Below are 19,231 nucleotides of genomic sequence, written 5' to 3' on the forward strand. Positions count from 1 at the left end.
TCAGGACGCGGGGCTCCAGCTGTCCGGACCGAACACCTCGTAACGGATGTTCTCGGCCGGCACGTTCCGGGCGATGAGCGCCTCACGCAGCGAGAGCATGAACGGCAACGGGCCGCACAGGAATGCCCGCGTGGTCGGATCGAGTGGGAGATCGGAAATGTCGGCCCGGCCGACGCGCATGGTCTCCAGCGGTTGCCGTGCGCCGAGGTCCTCGTACCACCGGTACACGTCGGCCGACGGGATCCGCTCCACCAGTGTTTCGAGTTCGCGCCGGTGCGCGTGGCTCGCGGGAGAGCGGTCCGCGTGGAGGATCGAAATGCGCCGTGCATCACCGGATTCCGCGAGGTGGTCGAGCATGCCGATCATCGGTGTGCACCCGATCCCCGCCGAGGCGAGGAAGATCGGCTTGTCGTCCTCGGGGAGCGCCAGATCACCGAACGGAGTCGTGACGTCGAGGTTATCGCCTTCGAAGACGTTGTCGAACAAGAAGTTCGATACCTCGCCTGCAGGGTGGGTCGTCCCGTCGGCGCCGGTGACCGGGAGGACGCGCTTGACGGTGATGCGCCAGTCGCCCTTCGACGGAGCGTTGGACAAGCTGTACTGGCGAATCTGGCGTGCGCCGTCGGGGAGTCGAACCCCGACCGAAAGGTATTGTCCCGGGCGGAAAGTGGGGAGAACCGAGCCCTCCGACGACGCCAGTGTGAAGGACACGGTGTCGGCGGACTGGTGCGTCCTGTCGACGACGCGCACGGTGCGCCACACGTCGCCCGTCTCGACGCCTGCGGCGGCATAGAGGTCGGCTTCGAGGGCGATCAGGGTGTTCGCCATCAGCCAGTACAGTTCGTCCCACGCCGCCGCGACCTCGGGAGTGACGGCCTCGCCGAGAACTTCCACGATGGCCTCGAACAGGTGCTTGTGGACGATCCAGTACTCGTCGGGCTCGATCCCCAGCGATGCGTGCTTGTGCGCGATGCGGGAGAGGATCGACTCGACGCGCGCCGGGTCCGGATCGAGCTGAAGGGTTGCGAACGCCGCGATGGAGCCGGCGAGCGCTTTCTGCTGCTCACCCTGCTTCTGGTTGCCGCGGTTGAACAGATCCCGTTCGAGTTCGGGGTGAGCGTCGAACATCTTGCGGTAGAACAACGGCGTGATGTCGCCGATGGCCGCACCGACTGCGGGCAGCGTCGCTGCGATGACGTCTTTGGATCCGGGTGAGAGCGGCATTGGGGTTCTCCTCATGGGTGGGTGGCAGGCGAGATTCGCGGGGGTACGGGGAAAGGCAGCTCGGCAGTGTTGCCCCGGGTCGCCAGATCGGCGACGGTGAGTGTGTCGAGCGCGGAGTAGAAAGCTTCCCGAGCTGTGCGCAGGGCAACGCGAAGAGTGCAATTGCCGCGGAGGGGACATGGTTTCGGTCCGTCGCAGTCCACGACCTCGCCTTCACCTTCGAGCTGGCGGGTGAGCCACCCGATCGTGGCGGTTCGGCCGAGTTCGGTGATGGCGAGGCCACCTCCGCGTCCGCGCCGGGTGATGACGACGCCGAGTTCCCCGAGTCGCGCAACGGCCTTGACGGTGTGTGCGTACGACAGTCCGAGTTGTTCGGCGATCGTGGCGGTGTTCGGCAGGTCTGCCGCCGGGGCGGCGGCCAGATGCGTGACAACTCGCAGTCCGAGATCGGTGAAACGGGTGAGTTGCATGTGCAGGACGATATAAATAGGTATCCAAAATGACAATTAAATTGTGATGCGCATCGCCGCCGGAATCCATTGTCCTGACTAATTTCTCGAATCGGTGGGACCAAAGTCCCCGACGGTGACATGCGATTGCGGCTACCCTCGATCTGTGACGACTCCGAGCGCAGAACCCCACGACCGCCGTCGCGTGACGGTGGGTGTCGACGGTTCCCCTCCGTCCGAACGCGCCGTTCGCTGGGCGGCCGCGACTGCGGCGGGGCGCGGCCTCACGCTCCATCTCGTCCACGCCGTCGATTTCGCCCCGGCGTCGTTGCTCACGCCGACGCCCTCGGCGGAGCTTCCGTTCTTCCGGCCCTCCCAGGTGTTCGAATGGGCCGAGGAGGACGCCACCGCTCTGCTGTCGGACGCCGAGGAGATCGCACGTGCAACCGCGCCCGACGTCCGGGTCACGACCGAGATCGCACTGACGGGTAGCGCGAAATGGCTGGTAGAGCTCTCGCACCGGTCTGCGATGGTGGTGCTCGGCGCGACCGGCAGTACCCGGCTCGGTGAGCTGCTCCTGGGATCGACGCCCGTCGCGGTCGTCGGTCACGCGGCATGTCCGGTCGTCGTCGCACGCGGCGCCGCACCACCCGTTCCGGACAACCGGCCGGTCGTGGTCGGGCTCGACGGCAGCGCACTGAGCGAAGTGGCCGTCGAAGCGGCTTTCGAGGAGGCGTCGTGGCGCCGGGTCGATCTGGTCGCGGTGCACGTCTGGAGCGACATGCGGCCGGGTGAGATCGCAGCGTCGCCGCACTGGTTCGATCCGGTGGCGTTCGAGGAGAGCGAGCACGCCCTCGTGTCCGAATGTCTCGCCGGTTTCGGCGACCGGTTCCCGGACGTCACGGTGCACCGCAAGATCTACGTCGACGGTCCGCGGGTTCACCTGACGGCCTGGAGTGAGAAGGCCCAGCTCGTGGTGGTCGGTAGCCGTGGTCGTGGAGGATTCGCCGGCCTCCTGATGGGCTCGACGAGCAACACGCTCCTGCGGGAGGCGGCCTGCCCCGTGATGGTCGTGCGACCCGGAGCATCGTGACGGCGGTAGTGTGCGTTGCACTATCGACGACCACGTCCGCGCGGGTGCGCGGCAGGAGTGAGGGTGGCGCATGCGCATCGGAATGGGACTGAACTACAGCGGTGGATTCGCCGAGACCGCCGCCGAGGTCGCTGACCTCGAACAGGCCGGACTCGACATCGTGTTCGTACCCGAGGCCTATTCGTTCGATGCGGTGAGCCAGATCGGTTACCTGGCGGCCAAGACCAGCCGTGTCGAACTCGCGTCCGGCATCCTGCAGTTGTTCACCCGTACCCCCACGCTCACGGCGATGACGGCGGCGGGCCTCGACTACGTCTCCGACGGCCGGTTCGTGCTCGGGATCGGCGCGTCGGGTCCGCAGGTGATGGAGGGCTTCCACGGCGTCCCCTACAACGCGCCGCTCGGCCGCACCCGCGAGATCGTCGACATCTGCCGCCAGGTGTGGCGCCGCGAGAAGGTCGAGCACCAGGGCAAGTACTACCAGATTCCGCTGCCCGCGGATCAGGGCACCGGTCTCGGTAAGCCGCTCAAGCTCATCAACGAGCCTGTGCGCGAACGGATTCCGATCATCATCGCGTCCCTCGGACCCAAGAACGTCGAGATGACGGCGGAGATCGCAGAGGGCTGGCAGCCGCTCTTCTACTTCCCGGAGAAAGCCGCGGGAGTGTGGGGAGACTCCATCGCCAAGGGCAAGGCCAAGCGCGACCCGGCCCTCGGAGATCTGCAGATCTACGCCCAGGTTCCGCTCGCCATCGGCGACGACGTGGAGCACATGCTCGACTGGGTCCGGCCGATGGTCGCTCTCTACGTCGGCGGCATGGGCGCCAAGGGCAAGAATTTCTACAACGACCTCGCGGTCCGCTACGGGTACGAGAAGGAAGCGGAGAACATCCAGGATCTGTACCTGTCCGGCAAGAAGGAAGAAGCCGCGGCCGCGGTACCCGTCGAACTGATCCGCGCGGTGTCGCTGATCGGGTCGGAGGGCTTCGTGCGCGAACGGGTGGCCGCATTCGCCGAGTCGGGCGTCACGACCCTCAACGTCACACCGTTCGCGCCCGACACCGCCGGTCGCGTGCGATTGATCGAACAGCTGCGGCACATCTGCGGCTGACACAACCCGAGAAAGGTTCCCGCCACCGATGAGCGAACCCAAGCCGATCGTCGTCGCCGTCGACGGATCCGAGGCATCCACCCACGCGATGATCTGGGCGGCACGATCCGCGGCGGCGCGCGCGCTGCCGTTGCACATCGTCACCGTCGTCCACATCCCCGCGTTCTACTACTCGGAGCCGTACCTCGCGCAGAGCTTCCACGAGGAGATGAAGGCGACGGCGCGCGATCGGCTCGACAGCGCCGCCATGATGGCCCGGCAGATCGTCGACGACTCCGGACGGGTCGAGGTCACCACCGAGCAACTCGAGGGCAAGGTGGCGTCCACCCTGGTCGCGGTGTCGGCGAAGGCCGATCGCCTCGTGGTGGGCTCCCGCGGACTCGGGGAGGTCAAGGGGCTGCTCGCAGGTTCGGTGTCCACCGCGGTGGCGTCCCATGCCGTGGCCCCGGTGGTCGTGGTCCGCGGCCGCACCCTCGACGGCGCCCCGCCGGCCGAAGGTCCCGTCGTGGTGGGCGTCGACGGATCGGAGTCGTGCCGGGCCGCAGTCGAGGCGGCGTTCGCCGAAGCTTCCTCACGTGGCGCGACCCTCGTGGCCGTCAACGTGTGGAGCGATGTGAGCGTGCAGCCGTCGCTCGGCGCGGTGCCCGAAGACCCGCACTGGAGTCGCATCCAGACCGGCGAGGAAATCGTCCTGGCGGAACGGCTCGCGGGATATCGGGAACGCTATCCGGACGTCGTGGTGGAACGGGTCGTCGCACGCGACCGGCCGGTGCGTGTGCTCAGCGAGTACGCCGAACAGGCACAGTTGCTCGTGGTGGGAACTCGTGGCCGGGGCGGCTTCAAGGGGCTGCTGCTCGGTTCCACGAGCAACGCGCTGATCCAGACCGCGGACTGCCCGGTCATGGTCGTCCGGTCCGAAGTCGAGGACTGAGCGCGCGGCGCAGAACAGCTATTACGCGAGCAGGGTGTCAGCCGAATTCGTCGACGCCCTGCTCGCGTAGTTCGTTCCAGGCGTCGGCGGGATGGACGCCGCGGGCGATGGCGCCGTTCTCGATGAGGACGCCGAGCATCTGAGACATGAGGAACGCGACGTCGTCGAACCTGCCACAGCTGTACCGGGACGCGAGCCAGCCGGAGACGTTCCCCGCCTTCGCTGCCTGTGCCATGTCCAGCGCCGCGTGGAAAAGTTCCGTCGTGGGGGCCTGAACCGGGTCGCCCGTGGGTGCGCTCACTGCCTCCTCCTGTCTGCGTCGTGGTACCGGAAGGAATCACGGTCTAACAGATTGCACTGTAATCGCCTGTCGCACACATCAAAAGCCGATCCGCATGATGAGCTGGGGTGGCGCCGGCAGATCGAGTAGTTCGGCGAGCCGGGACGCCGAGTCCCCGATACGCAGCGGATGCGTGAGCACCGATGCCGACAGTCGCGCGTCGACCGCTGCGAGCCACGCTCGCTGGGCCGCCATTCCCACACGCACCAGGTCTTCCGGTTCGGAGGAGTCGGGCACGAACAGCAGAACGGTTTCTCGCGCGATGGAATCGGAGAGCGCAGCCGGGTCGGGGACGCCCGTGGTGATCAGTGCTGCGCCCGCGGCACCTCGCTCATCGAGACCGGTGTTCCACGTCGTGACCACCTCGGCGTTCCCGTCGGGTTGCCAGTGCGAGGTCCACGAGAACATCTCGCGCTGGTAGTGCTGGTGCCGGCGCTTGGCTTCGGCCGCATAGGTGAGGGTGCCGGCCAGGGCGCTCGCCTCGTCGGGGGCCAGCAGCATGACGTGGATTCCGGGCACTTCGGCAGCCGCGGAGATCACGTCGGCGATGGTCTCGGCAGGTACCGGGACGCCGGCGAAGGATTCGCGGTGGCTGCGCCGGTGGGATATTGCGGCGTAGAGGCGAAGGTCCCAGTTCGACGGTGCGGCCGCCTCGACCGCGTCGACCCGTGCGACCAGCGCAGAGCGATCGGGATCGGGGAACAGAGCGGTCCGGGTCCGGTACCCCAGCACGCGCACGGCCAGTTCCAGGTTCGCGACGGCTGTGCCGCACGAGATCGTCCGGTCGGGGCGGAGCGGATCGCCGCCGGGCTCGGCGAATTCGGTGCGTTCCTCGAGTTCGGCCGACTGTCCGGGGAGGTACAGGTTCCACGGCTGGGTGTCGTGAACGCTCGGGGCCGCGACCACGGCCCGTGCGATGATGTCCGTGCCCCCGGCGTTCCAGGTTTCGAAATCGACTGACACGGTCGCCTCCTCGCTCAGGGTCACCGTTTCCGGACGCGGTGTAGGCACACACGCCCGCATAGGTAGCGTTGCTCACGAGACACCTGTCGCGCGTGGGGCGAAGGTCCCGGACCTGCCGTCGAACGGCCCGGAGCCGGGTCACGAGGGTGACGGCTGGGACAATGGGGACCGATGCCCAACGAAAGGTGCGTGACATGCCCCGCGTATTCCTCGTCGACGACCACGAGATCGTCAGACGCGGCCTGGTCGACCTGCTGAGCAGCGTCGCCGACTTCACCGTGGTCGGAGAGGCCGCATCGGTGGGGGAGGCGCTCGCCCGGGTACCCGGCAGCGACGCCGACGTCGTGGTGCTCGACGTGCGACTCCCCGACGGGAACGGGGTGGAATTGTGCCGTGAACTGCGCAACCGCATGCCCGAACTCCGGGCGCTGATGCTCACGTCGTACGCCGACGACGAAGCGCTCTTCGACGCCATCATGGCGGGCGCGTCCGGATTCGTGCTCAAGCAGATCCTCGGCACCGACCTGGTCTCCGCGATCCGCACGGTGGGAGAGGGCGGTTCGCTGCTCGACAGCCGTGCGACCGCGGCGCTGATGGAACGTATCCGGGCATCGCGCAACGCAGACCCGCTCGCCGAACTGTCCGAGCAGGAGCGCGCGGTCTTCGAGCTGATCGGTGAGGGCATGACCAACCGGGAGATCGCCGAGCGGCTGTTCCTCGCAGAGAAGACCGTCAAGAACTACGTCTCGCGGCTGCTGTCGAAGCTCGGAATGCAGCGACGCACCCAGGCCGCTGTGCTCGCCACCGAACTCCGCAAGGAACGCGGGCACGACAACACCTGACGGGGTCCGGCGGAGTCAGAGCGGGGCGCACCAGACCAGCCGCGTGCCCCTGCTCTCGTTGGATTCGACGCGGAACGACCCGCCGCACTGCTCGGCGCGGCGTTCCAGGTTGATCAGACCGCTGCGCCGCACGGTGGCGGGCAACCCGGTTCCGTCGTCGACGATCTCGATCCGGAAGTCCTCGAGGGCCGAGACCGAGACGGAGATGTTCTCGGACTGGGAGTGCCGGAGTGCGTTGCTCAGCCCTTCCCGCAACACCGCTTCCGCTTGTGGATGGATGCGGGCGGGCACGAGGGTGTCGATCGGGCCCCGGAACTGGATGTTCGGCGACACGGCCGAGTGGACGCTCAGATCCCCGACCACGTCGAGCAGTCGCCGCCGCAGACTCGTCGACGCTGCGGCGCCGGTGGTGTGCAGGTCGAAGATGGTCGTGCGGATCTCGCGGACGGTCCGGTCGAGTTGTTCGACCGCGTGCTGCACCACCTCCGCCATCCGGTCGTTGCCGACGCCCGAGGCCATGGTGCTCTGCAAGCTCATCCCGGTCGCGAACAACCGCTGAATCACGTTGTCGTGCAGGTCCTGTGCGATGCGGTCGCGGTCGGCGAGCACATCGAGCAGTCGCTGCTTGCGTTGTTGCTCTGCGAACTCGAGGGCGACGGCCGCGAGATTCGCCATCGATTCGAGACGGAGGACGTCTTCGTCGCCCCACGGTTCGCTACCCGCTGCCCGTGTCGCGACGAGCGCACCGGTGATCGCGGAGGTGGCGGAGAGTGGGAGTACCACCGCGTGACCCGGTCCGCTCGAATCCGCCGACGGGAGAAGCCATGTCGTACGGGTGTGTACCGGCTTCCGGGTTCTGAGGGCGCGCATGATCGGTGACCCGGTGAGGTCGACCCGCGTCGAAGTCAAGGAGGGCTCCGCGGGGGCCGCCGCCCGGACCGAGCCCTGTACGCCGTCGGCCAGGACGACGTACACCTCGGAACACACGGCGAGTTCCCGAACCTGGCCGACGAGCAGCGAGAGGGTGTCGTCGACCGAGCCGCCGACGAGCAACCGGGCGTTGATCGATGCCATTGCGGTGAGCCACCGCTCGCGGGTGAGGGAACCCTCGAACAGCCATGCGTTCTCGACGGCCATGCCGGCCGAGGTCGCCAGGACTTTCAGGAGGATCTCGTCTTCCTCGGTGAACTCGGGTGCGCCGATTTTCTCGGTGAGATAGATGCTGCCGAACACCTTGCCGCGCACCATGATCGGAGTCCCGAGGAAACTTCCCATCGGGGGATGGTTGGCAGGGAAGCCGATCGAGCCGGGGTGCTGGGACAGGTCGGCGAGACGCACCGGCCGGGGGTCGTTGACGAGCAGGCCGAGAAGGCCGCGACCCTCGGGGAGGTGTCCCATGACCTCCCGCTGCGTGGGGTCGATGCCCACGTAGACGAATTCCGAGAGTCCGCCGTCCGAGGCACGCACACCGAGAGCGCCGTACCGGGCCCCGAGCAGCGACGTCGCTGCCGAGACGATGCGCTGCAGCATCGAATCGAGTTCGAGGCCGGACCCTACGACGAGCACGGCCTCGAGCAGTCCACGGAGCGTCGCGGGGGTGACCGTCTCGTCCAGGCGCTCGCGCATTTCGGACAGCAACGTGTCGATGACACCGTCGGTGAGCTCGCTCATCGGGCCTGGCCGTCCACAAGTGCCAGAACCGCGCGGACCGCGATCTCGGACGGGTCTGCTTTCGCGCGACCCAGGTCGTGTGCGGCCCCCTCCACGGGGACCAGCGTCGTCGGGGCCGGCACGAGCGCGAGGGCGTGCCGCAGTTCGTCGAGCGTGCCGAAGGGGTCCCGGTCTCCGTGCACGAACACCGACGGCGCGGTGAGGGCAGGCAGATGTTCGGTCCGCGGCTTGTCGGGCTTTCCCGGCGGGTGCAGCGGGTACGACATGAGCAACAGTCCGTCCGCGATCCCGGGTCGTTCGGCGGCGAGCATGGTCACCTGGCGCCCGCCGTACGACACTCCGCCGAGAATGAGCGGCCCGTCGGAATATTCCCTGGTGGCGGCTGCGACCGCGGCGACCCCCTCGCGGTCCTCGCCGGCACGCGACGGCTGCGGCGGCCCTTTGGGGCGGCGCCGGCGGAACGGGAGGTCGTACCGCAGCGCCACGAAACCGTGCGCGGCGAAACGGGTGCACATGAGCTGGAGGATCTTCGCGTTGCAATTGCCTCCGGCTCCGTGTGTGAGCGCGACGACGCCGCGCGGGGAGCCCGAAGCGGAGTGCAGATAGCCGGACAGGGCCTCGGTGTCCACGTGTTCGGCGTCTTCGGGTGCGGGCGTCACACCGATACGGTAACCGCATGCTCCGAGGTGGCCCTCGGAGATGCGGCCCGGGGCGTCAGTCGACGACCGCGGTGGCCTCGACTTCGAGAAGAAGTCCCTCACCCGCGAGGGCGGCCACTCCGATGCCGGTGAAGGGCGGGAGCGGCTTGTCGATCCCGAGGCGCGCGGCGGCGCGGGCCACGCCCTCGACGAACGGTTCCATCTTGTCGGGCGACCAGTCGACGACGTAGACGGTCAATTTCGCGACATCGTCGAATGTCGCGCCGGCCTCGGCCAGGGCGGTGGCGACGTTGAGATAGCACTGCTCGGCTTGGGCCGCGATATCGCCCGCGCCCACCAGGGTGCCCTGCGCATCGACCGAGACCTGACCGGCCGTGAACACGAGCTTCGAGCCGGTCGCGACCGACACCTGGCGGTAGAGATCGACCTCGGGCAACGCTTCGGGGTTCATCAAGGTGACGGGCACCGGTACTCCTCTGGGTTGATCGGACTGGCAGGCGCTTAATATAGCAACGCAATGTTATGTATTGTTCAGGCATGGTGAGGTCCAAAGATCCGGCGGTGCGCGCACTGCTTCTCGAACGGGCGGCCCACATGCTCCGTACCCGTGAACCGATCACTCTGCGTGCACTCGTGGCGGGCACCGGCGTCTCCACGATGGCCGTCTACACCTACTTCGGCGGCATGGACGGGTTGTGGATGGCCCTCCGGCAGGAGGGCTTCACCAGGCTGGAAGCCAGGTTTGCGACCGTGGCGCTCACGGACGATCCGGTCCGGGACCTGACCGCACTCGTCGCGGCGTATCTCGGGAACGCACTCGAGCAGCCGGACCTGTACCGGGTGATGTTCGACGCGAGCGTCGACCTCGAAGACCTCTCGGCTGCCGATGCCACCCTCGAATATCTGGTGCGGGCGGTGCGCCGGGCCCAGGGCGAAGGCCGCTTCACCGGAATCGAGCCCCTGGACCTGGCGATCCAGAGTTGGGCGATCGGCCACGGGTTGGTGTCGCTCGTCGCGAACGGGCCGTTGCCCGAGGACACGCTCGAACACTGTGTACCGATGCTCACGGCGCTGTTCGTCGGAGCAGGCGACGACATCACGCGGTGCCGCGCGTCGGTGGCACACGGCTGGAGTCGGCCTACGGCTACTTGAGCAGCCTGGACAGCCGGCGGTCGGCGAGCACCTTCCCGCCCGTCTGGCACGTCGGGCAGTACTGGAAGGAACGTTCCGCGTAGGAGACTTCGCGGACGGTGTCTCCGCACACCGGGCACGGTTGACCGGTGCGGGCGTGCACCCGCATGCCGGAGCGCTTCTCGCCCTTGAGCCGGGCTGCGTCCTGCCCGACGGATCGCGCGACGGCGTCCTCGAGCACGGAGCGCATCGCGCCGTACAGTGCCGAGACCGAGGCGTCGTCGAGCCGTCCGGCCGTGGCGAACGGTGACAGTCGCGCCACGTGGAGGATCTCGTCCGAGTAGGCATTCCCGATTCCTGCGAGCACGGACTGATCGGTGAGGAACGTCTTCAGCCGGGAGGTACTCCCGGCGACCAGTGCGGCGAACTCGTCGGCGGTGAGCTCGAGGGCGTCCGGTCCGAGGCGCGCGACACCGGGGATCTTCTTCGGGTCGTCGACGACCCAGACCGCGAGCCGCTTCTTGGTGCCCGCTTCCGTGAGATCGAACGCCGGCGTCGTCGCGTCGGGCGCGAACAGGTGGACCCGCAGAGCCAGCGGTCCCTTCCCCAGCTTCGGCGGAGACTGCGACGGTTCGTCGAGCCACCGCAGCCACCCCGCGCGGGAGAGGTGTGTGACCATCTGCAGGTCCGAACACTCGATGGCGAGGAACTTGCCGTACCGGGCGGCGCCCGTGATGTCCCGCCCCTGCAATGCGGTGATCGGCGGATCTGCCGTCTGCAGCACGCTCAACGCGGCCACGTCGATCCGCCCCACCACGGATCCGACAGCATGCTCACGCAGGAATACGGCGAGTGCTTCCACCTCGGGCAGCTCGGGCATGGCTCCCAGGCTACGACTCGGGCGCGATCACCGGGGCTCGGCGGACGAACCGGTGTCGGGACGACGCCGTAGACTGCCCTCGTGACTGTGCCGACCCCCTACGAAGATCTCTTGCGACTCGTCCTCGAGACCGGTGCCGAGAAGAACGACCGTACCGGGACGGGCACGCGGAGCCTGTTCGGTCACCAGATGCGCTTCGATCTCTCCGAGGGCTTTCCGCTCGTCACCACCAAGAAGGTGCATCTGAAGTCCATCGTCTACGAGTTGCTGTGGTTCCTGCGCGGCGACTCGAACGTCCAGTGGCTCCGCGACCACGGCGTGACGATCTGGGACGAGTGGGCGCAGCCGGACGGCGATCTCGGTCCCGTCTACGGGGTCCAGTGGCGTTCGTGGCCGACTCCCGACGGACGGCACATCGACCAGATCTCGCAGGTGCTCGAGACGCTGCGCAGCAATCCCGACTCGCGCCGGATGATCGTCTCCGCGTGGAACGTCGCCGACCTGGACAAGATGGCGCTGATGCCGTGCCACGCGTTCTTCCAGTTCTACGTCGCCGACGGCAAGCTCAGCTGCCAGCTGTACCAGCGCAGCGCCGACCTCTTCCTCGGGGTGCCGTTCAACATCGCCAGCTACGCGCTGCTCACCCACATGGTGGCGCAGCAGGTCGGGCTCGAGCCCGGCGAGTTCATCTGGACCGGCGGCGACTGCCACATCTACTCCAATCACATCGAGCAGGTCACCGAGCAACTCACGCGCGCGCCGTACCCGTACCCGACCTTGCAGTTGCAGCGCCGGGACTCGCTCTTCGACTACACCTTCGACGACGTGAAGATCGTCGGCTACCGGCACCATCCGGCGATCAAGGCGCCCGTGGCCGTCTGATGGGTGAGATCAGCCTGATCTGGGCACAGGCCCGCAACGGCGTCATCGGCCGCGACAACAAGATTCCCTGGCACATCCCGGAAGACCTGGCGTTCTTCAAGGACGCCACGATGGGCAAGCCGGTGGTCATGGGGCGTCTCACGTGGGATTCGCTGCCGCCGAAGTTCCGGCCGCTCCCGGGCCGCCGCAACGTGGTCGTCACCCGCGACCCGGAATGGTCGGCCGACGGTGCTCACGCCGCATCCGGTCTCGACGAGGCGTTCCGGCTCGCGGGCGACGGCGATGTCGTGGTCATCGGTGGCGGCCAGATCTACGCGCAGGCGATGCCGCGAGCGACCCGTCTGCTGGTCACCGAGGTGGACCTCGACATCGACGGGGACGCGACGGCTCCGGAGATCGGGCCCGAATGGTCGGCGACCGAGACCGGAGAGTGGCGGTCGTCGGCGAAGGGGATCAGGTTTCGCTGGGTCCGGTATTCGCGAAGCTGAGTGTCGTGTCGGTGAGTACGCCATACTGCGCTACATGGACAAGCTCTCCCTGACCGCGCTGGCCCGGCAGCAGCTGAAACTGGCGGCGACGTCGAGCAGTGGCCGTAGTTCGCAGACGGTTTTCGGCGGGCACGCCAAGCATCTGCGGCAGACCATGGTGGCGCTGCTGGCCGGGCACGAACTCGGTGAGCACGACAGTCCCGGCGAGGCGACCCTGCAGATCCTTCAGGGGCAACTCCAGCTGGTCGCAGGCGACGACCTGTGGAAAGGGTCGGCGGGGGATCTGATCGTCATTCCGCCGGCGCGGCACAGCGTCCGGGCGATCGAGGACGTCGCGTTTCTCCTCACGGTCGTGAAGTAGCAGGCGCGTCGCTCGTGTAGCCGCGATAGCCCTCCCACGCGATCCGCCGCTCTCGGCGCGGATCGTCCTCCACTCGCTGGGGAACATCGAAAATCATGGTCGCGCGGTCTATTTCGTCATAAGCGGGCCACGAAGGCAGTGGTTCGCCGTGCCTCGCGAAATGTGTCCACTGCCGCTGTACCGATGCCGCGACGGTGCGCAGCCCGCGCCGTCCGCCCGCGGTGGTGAGGATCCGGCCGATCGGCTCGTCGGCCTGATCGAACACTGCCAGCAGATCGACCGCGTGCGTCGCGTCGAACCCGGTCCACTTGAGGAGACGCGGCGCGTAGTCGAACCGGTACATGTACGTCGGTGCGAAGCGTGCGTGCGCCTGTGCGATCTGGAGTGCGGGATACCAGAACGTGAAGTCGCCGCCGAGATCGATGGCGGCCTTCTCGTCCGGATATCCGGGGTACGCCGCGGTCACCCGGCTCTTCGCGTCCGGGTCGGTCGCAGCGAACATGCGGTCGATGCGGTCGGGACTGGTAGGCAGGCCGTCGAGGAACTTCGGGAACAGCGCGCCTTCCCGGTCGTTGGTGCCGATGACGAGGGGGACCGGATGAGCCGCTCCGGTCTCGAAGGCATCGAGCGGAGCGATCGGGACGACATCGCCGTCGACAACCGGCCCGAACGGGTGGAGGCCGGGAGTGTCCCTCAGAGTGTGGGCGCCCAGACGCGCACCCGCGCGTCCCAGGTCCGCGGGAGAACCGCCGGTGAGTGCCGCGACAGCCGATTCCGAGTCGGCGCCGAGCAGTTCGAGGAACACGCGACTCCACCGGGCGGAGTTGTCGGCGGTGTTCACCAGGTTCGGGGCGGGACTCTGCGCGATCGCCCCGGAGAACAGCCCGCGCGCCGCGGGCGTCGCGAGCAGCGTCGTGACCGAGGTACCCCCGGCCGATTCACCGAAGATCGTCACGTTGCCCGGATCGCCGCCGAAAGCAGCGATATTGCGCTGCACCCACTCGAGGGCCGCGACCTGGTCCCGGAGACCCAGATTGGAGTCGAATTGTGTGGTGCCGTCGGAGAACTCGCGGAAATCGAGATATCCGAGCGCGCCGAGCCGGTAGTTGACCGACACGTACACCACATCGCCGCGCCGTACGAGCGACTCACCCCCGTACAGGGAGAGGGCAGTGGTGCCGAGAGTGAATGCGCCGCCGTGGATGAACACCATCACCGGCCGCGGACTGTGCACCCGGCCCGCGGGCGCAAGGACGTTGAGCGTGAGACAGTCCTCGGCGGGCCGCACCCGGACGCCGCGGCGTCCCGTGGCGACCCCTCGCGGGTGCTGGGATGCCGCATTGCCGAACTGCGTGGCGTCCCGCTCGCCCGTCCAGGGTTCGACGGGCTGGGGAGCGCGCAGGCGCAGCGCGCCCACAGGTGGTGCCGCATAGGGAATGCCGCGCCATGTGAGCAGGTCGCCGGTTCGGACACCGCGAACAGCGCCGTCCGCATATGTGACGAGGGTCTCGGACGTCATTCTTGGCACTGTACGGGACGAGTCACCACGATCGGCGAGTCGCGCGCAGGGGCTTCGTCCGTCCCGCCACAGCGGGCTGGATTCGCGCGTCGAACGGAGATCCGCTCACGATATTCGCCGCGCAAATCTCCGTCCGGCGAGCGTTTCCTCTCGTTCAGATGGTCAATGGGGAGCGGCGTCCACCAGGTCACCGGGACCCGGGTCACCAGTAGGTGGCGTGCAGACCTCTCTCGGAGAGTTCTGCGTCGATGAACGCGCGCAGCGTCCGGGTGTCGGGGAATCGATCTTCGTCGAGGGCGACGAGCGCGAGCGTGTATCGATCGTCCCGGCTGCACAGGTAGGTCGACAGGCGTGTCGAGGTCGTGGCGTCCCTCGTGCCGAGGCCGGGATGCATGGCGCGCATCGCCACCCCGGCGGTGCGGTGCGGACCGAACGCATCGAGCACGGCCGGGACGCGACCAATATTGGAGCACAGCATGTCTCGCTCGCCGGCGCCTCTGGCGAGGCGGGCCGCGACACGGTCGGGTACGAGTTGCACGATCTCTGCGGGGATACCGTGCGGCGCGCCCTCGCGAGGCTGCCGGTACGCGTGCGTGGCCTTGGCCCTGATCGTCGCCACCGTGTCGTCCGCGTCGACGGTGATACCCGTCATCGATACCCCGTTGGAGGTGGTGCCGGAACCGCGGTCGTCCACAGGAATGGAGATCTTCAGCGGGAAGGGGATGCCTGCGCGGCGGGCGATCCCGGTCGCGATCGCCAGCATCAGCGAATTCGCGGTGCCCTCTCCGATGCCGGCAGCGGCGTCCCACTCGTCGCTCGGCACGTCGATCAGGGCGGTACGGGGACGCAACCGCACCGACAGCGGGACCGGCGGTTTTTCACGCGGACCGGAACGGCGCACGCCCCGGAGACCGCGCGCGACCGTACGGACGACATGCAGCGCGTCGCGGACGTCGGAGGTGTGGGACTCGTCGGGTGGCTCGGCGTGACCGGCGAGAGCCTCGGCCACAGCATCGATCAGTCCCCGCGCGTCGGTCAGTACGTGGGAGCAGACGAGGGAGACGAGAGTGCCGCCGCCGGCGAGATGTGCTGCGACCAGTGACCACCCGGGTCCGTGTTCGGGATCGAGGTCGACTTCGGTCTGGGCATCGGCCCATTCGAGGATCGCGTCGTCCGCCACTTTCTCCGCGGGGTAGCGCAGCGGGTACGAGTGCGTGCTCGCGACGAATCGGGGGCGGGCGCCGGGTATGCGGGGCCGAACAACCCGGCGGCCGAGGGGGCCTTGCGACAACGCGTCGTGCAGGGAGATGAGGAGGGGAGCGTGCACGGTGTCGTCGGTGCGCCACAGTCCCTGCATCACCGACGGAAGCCCGGAACCGCGGTGTCGGTGCAGGAACATTTCGTCCACCACGCTCAATCGACTCATGCGTTAGACCGTAGCCCGGACCGCGGGCGGAAAGCCTGTTGACCAAAGGTTTGAACCGGGGTTCAATTCTTGGTATGCCGTACCGGCGGACCCCCGCGGTCCAACAACGTCTCGACGACCAGCGCGACGCGATTGCGGCCGCAGCGGTGGCGCTCGTCGCCGAACGTGGATACCGGGAGATGTCGATCGCGGCCGTCGCCGAACGCGCCGGAGTCGCGACCGGCAGCGTCTACCGGCATTTTGCCGACAAGTCGGATCTGATGGTGCAGATCTTCCGGGACCTGTGCGGCCGAGAAGTCGAGGCCGTCGTGTCGGCGGCCGCGACGGGATCGGCGGCCGAGCGGATCTCGGCCGTCGTGGAAACCTTCGCGTTCCGGGCGCTGCGCAATCCCGTGCTGGCCTACGCCCTGCTCGCGGAACCCGTCGACGCGGCTGTGGACGCCGAGCGACTGGTGCTGCGCAGAGCGTTCGCCGCCGCATTCGCCGGCGCGATCCGGTACGGCATCACCACGGGCGAATTCGCAGACCAGGACCCGGATCTCGCTGCCGCCGCTCTCGTCGGAGCGGTCGGGGAGGTACTCACCGGACCCTTGCGGGCCGGTGCGGCTTCGGCAGACACGGTGCCTGCCCTCGTGGCATTGTCCCTTCGCGCGTTAGGAGCGCCCTCATGACATTTCCCGCGACGCACATCGTGTCCAACCAGGCGCCCGACCTCGTGCCCTACAGCGCTGCGGACGATCGCGCATTGATCGAAGGACTGCACCGCGAAGGCGGAAGCTGGGCAGAGGACGAGGTACACGAACTCGGGGCGCTCGCGGGAGGGGCCCGGGCACAGGAGTGGGGCAGGCTCGCCAACGAATATCCGCCCGTCCTGCGCACCCACGACCGGTACGGCAACCGCATCGACGAGGTCGAGTTCCACCCGCATTGGCACGACCTGATGACGGTCGCGGTCGAACACGGACTGCACGGTGCGCCGTGGCGCGACCCGCGCCCAGGAGCGCACGTGGCCCGGGCCGCCAAGTTCTACGTGTGGGGTCAGGCCGACGCCGGCCACATGTGCCCCATTTCGATGACGTACGCGGCGATTCCGGCGCTCCGCCACAATCCGGCACTCGCGGCGGAATACGAACCGCTATTGGCGGCGCCGCACTACGACTTCGGTCTGCGGACACCGGCGAGCAAACGCGGTCTCATCGCCGGGATGTCGATGACCGAGAAGCAGGGCGGCTCCGACGTCCGCGCCAACACCACCACCGCGACACAGAACGCCGACGGCACGTACACGATCGTCGGGCACAAATGGTTCACGTCCGCGCCGATGTCCGACGTGTTCCTGACCCTCGCGAACACCGGCGCCGGGCCCACGTGTTTCCTCCTGCCGCGCGTCCTGCCCGACGGCGCCCGCAACCCCATCCGGATCCAGCGGCTGAAGGACAAACTGGGGAACAAATCCAACGCGTCGTCGGAGATCGAGTACGAGGGCGCCGTGGGATGGATCGTCGGACCCGAGGGACGCGGTGTCTCCACGATCATCGACATGGTCAACATGACTCGGCTCGACTGCGTGATCGGGTCCGCGACGGGGATGCGGATGGCAACACTCCGCGCGGTCCACCACGCACGGCACCGCGCGGCATTCGGTGCGCTCCTCGTCGACCAACCACTCATGCGCAACGTTCTCGCCGATCTCGTCGTCGAGTCCGAGGCGTCGACCACCATGATGATGCGGCTCGCCGGCGCGACCGACCGCGCGCAGGGCGACCCGCAGGAAGCGGCGCTGCGGCGGATCGCACTGGCGGTCACCAAATACTGGGTGTGCAAGCGGGCGCCCGCCCACGCCGCGGAAGCGCTCGAATGCCTCGGTGGCAACGGCTACGCCGAAGAGTCCGGGATGCCGAGGCTCTACCGCGAAGCACCGCTGATGTCGATCTGGGAGGGTTCCGGGAACGTCGCTGCTCTCGATGCGCTGCGCGCCATGGTCAAGCAACCCGACACCGTCGAGGCCTTCTTCACCGAGGTGCAGCGTGCGCAGGGCGCGGATTCGCGGTTGGACCACGCCATCACCCGCGTGGGCAAGGAACTCGCAGACCTGGAGAACATCGAATACCGCGCCCGGCGGATCGTGGAACTGATGGCGCTCGTTCTGCAGGGCGCCCAGCTCGTGCGGCACGGCCACCACGCCGTTGCCGACGCGTTCTGCGCGAGCAGGCTCGACGACGACTGGGGGATCGCCATGGGTACGTTGCCCACCGGGGTGGACACCGAGGCGATCTTGACCCGCATCTGAGACGGGCTGCCGCGGAGAGCCCCGGGCATACTGGAAAGGGTCGGTGAATCCCGCACACGAGGGGAGACGGCCATGATCGACACGAGCCGGTGGCGGGGGTTCGGGCGGCACGTCGTGCTCGCGGTGACCGAACCCCGTGCGCTGGGGCAGGCCGAGGAGATCGTGCGCTCGACGATCGACGTGTCCGAGGCAGCGTGTGATCTCCGGCGCGGTGATGCAGAACTGCACGCCGTCAATCTCGGGCAAGGCGTCCCCGTGCGGGTGAGCCCGCGCCTGTCCACGCTGCTCGAGTCTGCCCTGCGGGCTGCCCGGATGACCGACGGTGCCGTCACGCCGGTCGACAACCGCCTCGACACCGAGTCGATTCCCCCGGTCCACCCGGTGCCCAGCTACCTCGACGTCCGGATCGAGGGCGACACCGTTCACGCGCCGTGGGGCGCGGGTCTCGACCTCGAGGAGACGGCGCGCGCCGATACCGCCGACTACGGGGCGGCACTCGCCGCGGAGGGGCTCGACTGCGGCGTGCTGGTGCGTATCGGCGGCCACCGCGGGCGCGCGCCCGGACGGCGGATGGCAGGTGGCGTTGCCCGGCCGGAACGACATCGACTTGCCCGCAGGCACCGCGATCGCCTCGCGTAGGGCAGGGGACCGGGCCGACGACCGGTGGCGCGTCGTCACGGTGGTCGCGCCCGATGCGGTCTGGGCCGACGCTGCGGCGCAGACGGCTCTGCACTGCGAGGTCGGTGCGATCGCGTGGCTCGAGCAGTACGAACTCGCGGCGCGGCTCGTCGACCGCCGGGGGCGGGTACACACCACGGCCGCGTGGCCGGATTCTCGCGCTGCGTAACGGTTTCGGGCGTCGGGGAGAGATGTCAGTCCGAGTCGCGCATTCGGCGGTATATGCGGATCAGGTTGTCCGTAGACGCATCACCCGACTCCGGCTCACCCACACCCCCCAACACCGGCGCCAA

The 19,231-nt window shown here is 68.1% G+C and carries 20 protein-coding genes and 1 pseudogene; 11 read left to right on the forward strand and 10 right to left on the reverse strand.

Annotated elements, in window-relative coordinates:
• Window positions 1–1,224 carry a globin domain-containing protein gene (locus ACLQ3J_RS15850; RefSeq protein ID WP_425903841.1) on the reverse strand — a complete coding sequence of 408 codons (1,224 nt, stop codon included), beginning with the start codon at window positions 1,222–1,224 and terminating at the stop codon, window positions 1–3.
• A gap of 11 nt (window positions 1,225–1,235) precedes the next feature.
• A complete protein-coding gene (locus ACLQ3J_RS15855; protein WP_425903843.1) occupies window positions 1,236–1,694 on the reverse strand; it encodes an RrF2 family transcriptional regulator in 459 nt (152 codons plus the stop codon).
• A 145-nt stretch (window positions 1,695–1,839) separates the two neighbouring features.
• Here ACLQ3J_RS15855 and ACLQ3J_RS15860 point away from each other — a divergent pair, with 145 nt between their 5' ends.
• The 3 genes from ACLQ3J_RS15860 (at window position 1,840) to ACLQ3J_RS15870 (ending at window position 4,808) form a co-directional block, all read left to right on the forward strand.
• On the forward strand, window positions 1,840–2,766 hold the full coding sequence (locus ACLQ3J_RS15860) for a universal stress protein (protein ID WP_425903844.1): 927 nt from the start codon (window positions 1,840–1,842) through the stop codon (window positions 2,764–2,766).
• Window positions 2,767–2,836: 70 nt separating this feature from the next.
• Window positions 2,837–3,877 carry an LLM class F420-dependent oxidoreductase gene (locus tag ACLQ3J_RS15865; protein WP_296550577.1) on the forward strand — a complete coding sequence of 347 codons (1,041 nt, stop codon included), beginning with the start codon at window positions 2,837–2,839 and terminating at the stop codon, window positions 3,875–3,877.
• Window positions 3,878–3,905: 28 nt separating this feature from the next.
• Window positions 3,906–4,808 carry a universal stress protein gene (locus ACLQ3J_RS15870; RefSeq protein WP_422423849.1) on the forward strand — a complete coding sequence of 301 codons (903 nt, stop codon included), beginning with the start codon at window positions 3,906–3,908 and terminating at the stop codon, window positions 4,806–4,808.
• A gap of 37 nt (window positions 4,809–4,845) precedes the next feature.
• Here ACLQ3J_RS15870 and ACLQ3J_RS15875 read toward each other — a convergent pair whose 3' ends face one another.
• Window positions 4,846–5,109 carry a hypothetical protein gene (locus ACLQ3J_RS15875; RefSeq protein WP_072701578.1) on the reverse strand — a complete coding sequence of 88 codons (264 nt, stop codon included), beginning with the start codon at window positions 5,107–5,109 and terminating at the stop codon, window positions 4,846–4,848.
• 78 nt (window positions 5,110–5,187) lie between these two features.
• Window positions 5,188–6,111, reverse strand: coding sequence for a nitroreductase family protein (locus tag ACLQ3J_RS15880; protein WP_296550579.1), 924 nt, complete (start codon window positions 6,109–6,111; stop codon window positions 5,188–5,190).
• 194 nt (window positions 6,112–6,305) lie between these two features.
• Between ACLQ3J_RS15880 and ACLQ3J_RS15885 the strand changes: the two genes are divergently transcribed.
• Entirely contained in the window at window positions 6,306–6,953 is a 648-nt protein-coding gene (locus tag ACLQ3J_RS15885) for a response regulator (RefSeq protein WP_169621105.1), read from the forward strand.
• 15 nt (window positions 6,954–6,968) lie between these two features.
• Here the strand turns inward: ACLQ3J_RS15885 and ACLQ3J_RS15890 are convergent, their stop codons facing one another.
• From ACLQ3J_RS15890 to ACLQ3J_RS15900, 3 genes are read right to left on the reverse strand one after another with little or no spacing between them, the layout of a single operon-like run.
• On the reverse strand, window positions 6,969–8,624 hold the full coding sequence (locus ACLQ3J_RS15890) for a sensor histidine kinase (protein WP_169621104.1): 1,656 nt from the start codon (window positions 8,622–8,624) through the stop codon (window positions 6,969–6,971).
• A complete protein-coding gene (locus ACLQ3J_RS15895; RefSeq protein ID WP_425903845.1) occupies window positions 8,621–9,283 on the reverse strand; it encodes an alpha/beta family hydrolase in 663 nt (220 codons plus the stop codon). The genes ACLQ3J_RS15890 and ACLQ3J_RS15895 overlap by 4 nt, the downstream gene beginning before the upstream one ends.
• A 55-nt stretch (window positions 9,284–9,338) precedes the next feature.
• Window positions 9,339–9,749 (reverse strand): RidA family protein, encoded by a 411-nt coding sequence (locus tag ACLQ3J_RS15900; RefSeq protein WP_169621103.1) that lies wholly within the window; start codon window positions 9,747–9,749, stop codon window positions 9,339–9,341.
• A 71-nt stretch (window positions 9,750–9,820) separates the two neighbouring features.
• On the opposite strand from ACLQ3J_RS15900, the gene ACLQ3J_RS15905 reads away from it, so the two are divergent.
• Window positions 9,821–10,435 (forward strand): TetR/AcrR family transcriptional regulator, encoded by a 615-nt coding sequence (locus ACLQ3J_RS15905; protein ID WP_422423853.1) that lies wholly within the window; start codon window positions 9,821–9,823, stop codon window positions 10,433–10,435.
• Here the strand turns inward: ACLQ3J_RS15905 and ACLQ3J_RS15910 are convergent.
• Window positions 10,428–11,294, reverse strand: coding sequence for an Fpg/Nei family DNA glycosylase (locus tag ACLQ3J_RS15910; RefSeq protein ID WP_169621101.1), 867 nt, complete (start codon window positions 11,292–11,294; stop codon window positions 10,428–10,430). The two genes, ACLQ3J_RS15905 and ACLQ3J_RS15910, sit on opposite strands and share 8 nt — an antisense overlap.
• An 81-nt stretch (window positions 11,295–11,375) precedes the next feature.
• Here ACLQ3J_RS15910 and ACLQ3J_RS15915 point away from each other — a divergent pair, with 81 nt between their 5' ends.
• Genes ACLQ3J_RS15915 through ACLQ3J_RS15925 form a run of 3 tightly spaced genes read left to right on the forward strand, consistent with a single transcriptional unit; the run spans window position 11,376 to window position 13,025 of the window.
• Complete coding sequence (locus ACLQ3J_RS15915; protein WP_169621100.1) at window positions 11,376–12,176, forward strand: thymidylate synthase; 801 nt, start codon at window positions 11,376–11,378, stop codon at window positions 12,174–12,176.
• Window positions 12,176–12,664, forward strand: a complete 489-nt coding sequence (locus ACLQ3J_RS15920) for a dihydrofolate reductase (protein ID WP_296550582.1) — start codon at window positions 12,176–12,178, stop codon at window positions 12,662–12,664. The genes ACLQ3J_RS15915 and ACLQ3J_RS15920 overlap by 1 nt, the downstream gene beginning before the upstream one ends.
• Before the next feature lie 34 nt (window positions 12,665–12,698).
• The gene (locus ACLQ3J_RS15925; RefSeq protein ID WP_169621098.1) at window positions 12,699–13,025 is read left to right on the forward strand and encodes a cupin domain-containing protein; all 327 of its coding nucleotides are present in this window, start codon (window positions 12,699–12,701) and stop codon (window positions 13,023–13,025) included.
• On the opposite strand, the gene ACLQ3J_RS15930 is transcribed toward ACLQ3J_RS15925, so the two are convergent.
• Together ACLQ3J_RS15930 and ACLQ3J_RS15935 are read right to left on the reverse strand one after the other, a co-directional pair.
• Window positions 13,009–14,544 carry a carboxylesterase/lipase family protein gene (locus ACLQ3J_RS15930; RefSeq protein WP_296550583.1) on the reverse strand — a complete coding sequence of 512 codons (1,536 nt, stop codon included), beginning with the start codon at window positions 14,542–14,544 and terminating at the stop codon, window positions 13,009–13,011. The two genes, ACLQ3J_RS15925 and ACLQ3J_RS15930, sit on opposite strands and share 17 nt — an antisense overlap.
• Before the next feature lie 202 nt (window positions 14,545–14,746).
• Entirely contained in the window at window positions 14,747–15,970 is a 1,224-nt protein-coding gene (locus ACLQ3J_RS15935) for a hypothetical protein (protein WP_425903847.1), read from the reverse strand.
• A 74-nt stretch (window positions 15,971–16,044) separates the two neighbouring features.
• On the opposite strand from ACLQ3J_RS15935, the gene ACLQ3J_RS15940 reads away from it, so the two are divergent.
• The 3 genes and pseudogenes from ACLQ3J_RS15940 to ACLQ3J_RS15950 all read left to right on the forward strand — a co-directional run bounded on the left by ACLQ3J_RS15940 (window position 16,045) and on the right by ACLQ3J_RS15950 (window position 19,107).
• Window positions 16,045–16,641: a TetR/AcrR family transcriptional regulator gene (locus tag ACLQ3J_RS15940; protein ID WP_296550586.1), complete on the forward strand. Its 597-nt coding sequence runs from the start codon at window positions 16,045–16,047 to the stop codon at window positions 16,639–16,641.
• Complete coding sequence (locus ACLQ3J_RS15945; RefSeq protein ID WP_425903848.1) at window positions 16,638–18,260, forward strand: acyl-CoA dehydrogenase family protein; 1,623 nt, start codon at window positions 16,638–16,640, stop codon at window positions 18,258–18,260. The genes ACLQ3J_RS15940 and ACLQ3J_RS15945 overlap by 4 nt, the downstream gene beginning before the upstream one ends.
• Before the next feature lie 72 nt (window positions 18,261–18,332).
• Window positions 18,333–19,107: pseudogene (locus tag ACLQ3J_RS15950) on the forward strand (FAD:protein FMN transferase).
• Window positions 19,108–19,231 lie beyond the last annotated feature (124 nt).

Origin of the sequence: Rhodococcus sp. DT1 (assembly GCF_049844875.1) — a bacterium.
Taxonomy (GTDB): domain Bacteria; phylum Actinomycetota; class Actinomycetes; order Mycobacteriales; family Mycobacteriaceae; genus Rhodococcus.

Excerpts from the sequence above, each read along its gene's own strand:
- ACLQ3J_RS15850 (WP_425903841.1), bottom strand. The coding sequence starts at position 1,224 with ATGCCGCTCTCACCCGGATCCAAAGACGTCATCGCAGCGACGCTGCCC.
- ACLQ3J_RS15855 (WP_425903843.1), bottom strand. The coding sequence starts at position 1,694 with ATGCAACTCACCCGTTTCACCGATCTCGGACTGCGAGTTGTCACGCAT.
- ACLQ3J_RS15865 (WP_296550577.1), top strand. The coding sequence starts at position 2,837 with ATGCGCATCGGAATGGGACTGAACTACAGCGGTGGATTCGCCGAGACC.
- ACLQ3J_RS15870 (WP_422423849.1), top strand. The coding sequence starts at position 3,906 with ATGAGCGAACCCAAGCCGATCGTCGTCGCCGTCGACGGATCCGAGGCA.
- ACLQ3J_RS15885 (WP_169621105.1), top strand. The coding sequence starts at position 6,306 with ATGCCCCGCGTATTCCTCGTCGACGACCACGAGATCGTCAGACGCGGC.
- ACLQ3J_RS15890 (WP_169621104.1), bottom strand. The coding sequence starts at position 8,624 with ATGAGCGAGCTCACCGACGGTGTCATCGACACGTTGCTGTCCGAAATG.
- ACLQ3J_RS15905 (WP_422423853.1), top strand. The coding sequence starts at position 9,821 with ATGGTGAGGTCCAAAGATCCGGCGGTGCGCGCACTGCTTCTCGAACGG.
- ACLQ3J_RS15910 (WP_169621101.1), bottom strand. The coding sequence starts at position 11,294 with ATGCCCGAGCTGCCCGAGGTGGAAGCACTCGCCGTATTCCTGCGTGAG.
- ACLQ3J_RS15920 (WP_296550582.1), top strand. The coding sequence starts at position 12,176 with ATGGGTGAGATCAGCCTGATCTGGGCACAGGCCCGCAACGGCGTCATC.
- ACLQ3J_RS15925 (WP_169621098.1), top strand. The coding sequence starts at position 12,699 with ATGGACAAGCTCTCCCTGACCGCGCTGGCCCGGCAGCAGCTGAAACTG.
- ACLQ3J_RS15930 (WP_296550583.1), bottom strand. The coding sequence starts at position 14,544 with ATGACGTCCGAGACCCTCGTCACATATGCGGACGGCGCTGTTCGCGGT.
- ACLQ3J_RS15935 (WP_425903847.1), bottom strand. The coding sequence starts at position 15,970 with ATGAGTCGATTGAGCGTGGTGGACGAAATGTTCCTGCACCGACACCGC.
- ACLQ3J_RS15940 (WP_296550586.1), top strand. The coding sequence starts at position 16,045 with ATGCCGTACCGGCGGACCCCCGCGGTCCAACAACGTCTCGACGACCAG.
- ACLQ3J_RS15945 (WP_425903848.1), top strand. The coding sequence starts at position 16,638 with ATGACATTTCCCGCGACGCACATCGTGTCCAACCAGGCGCCCGACCTC.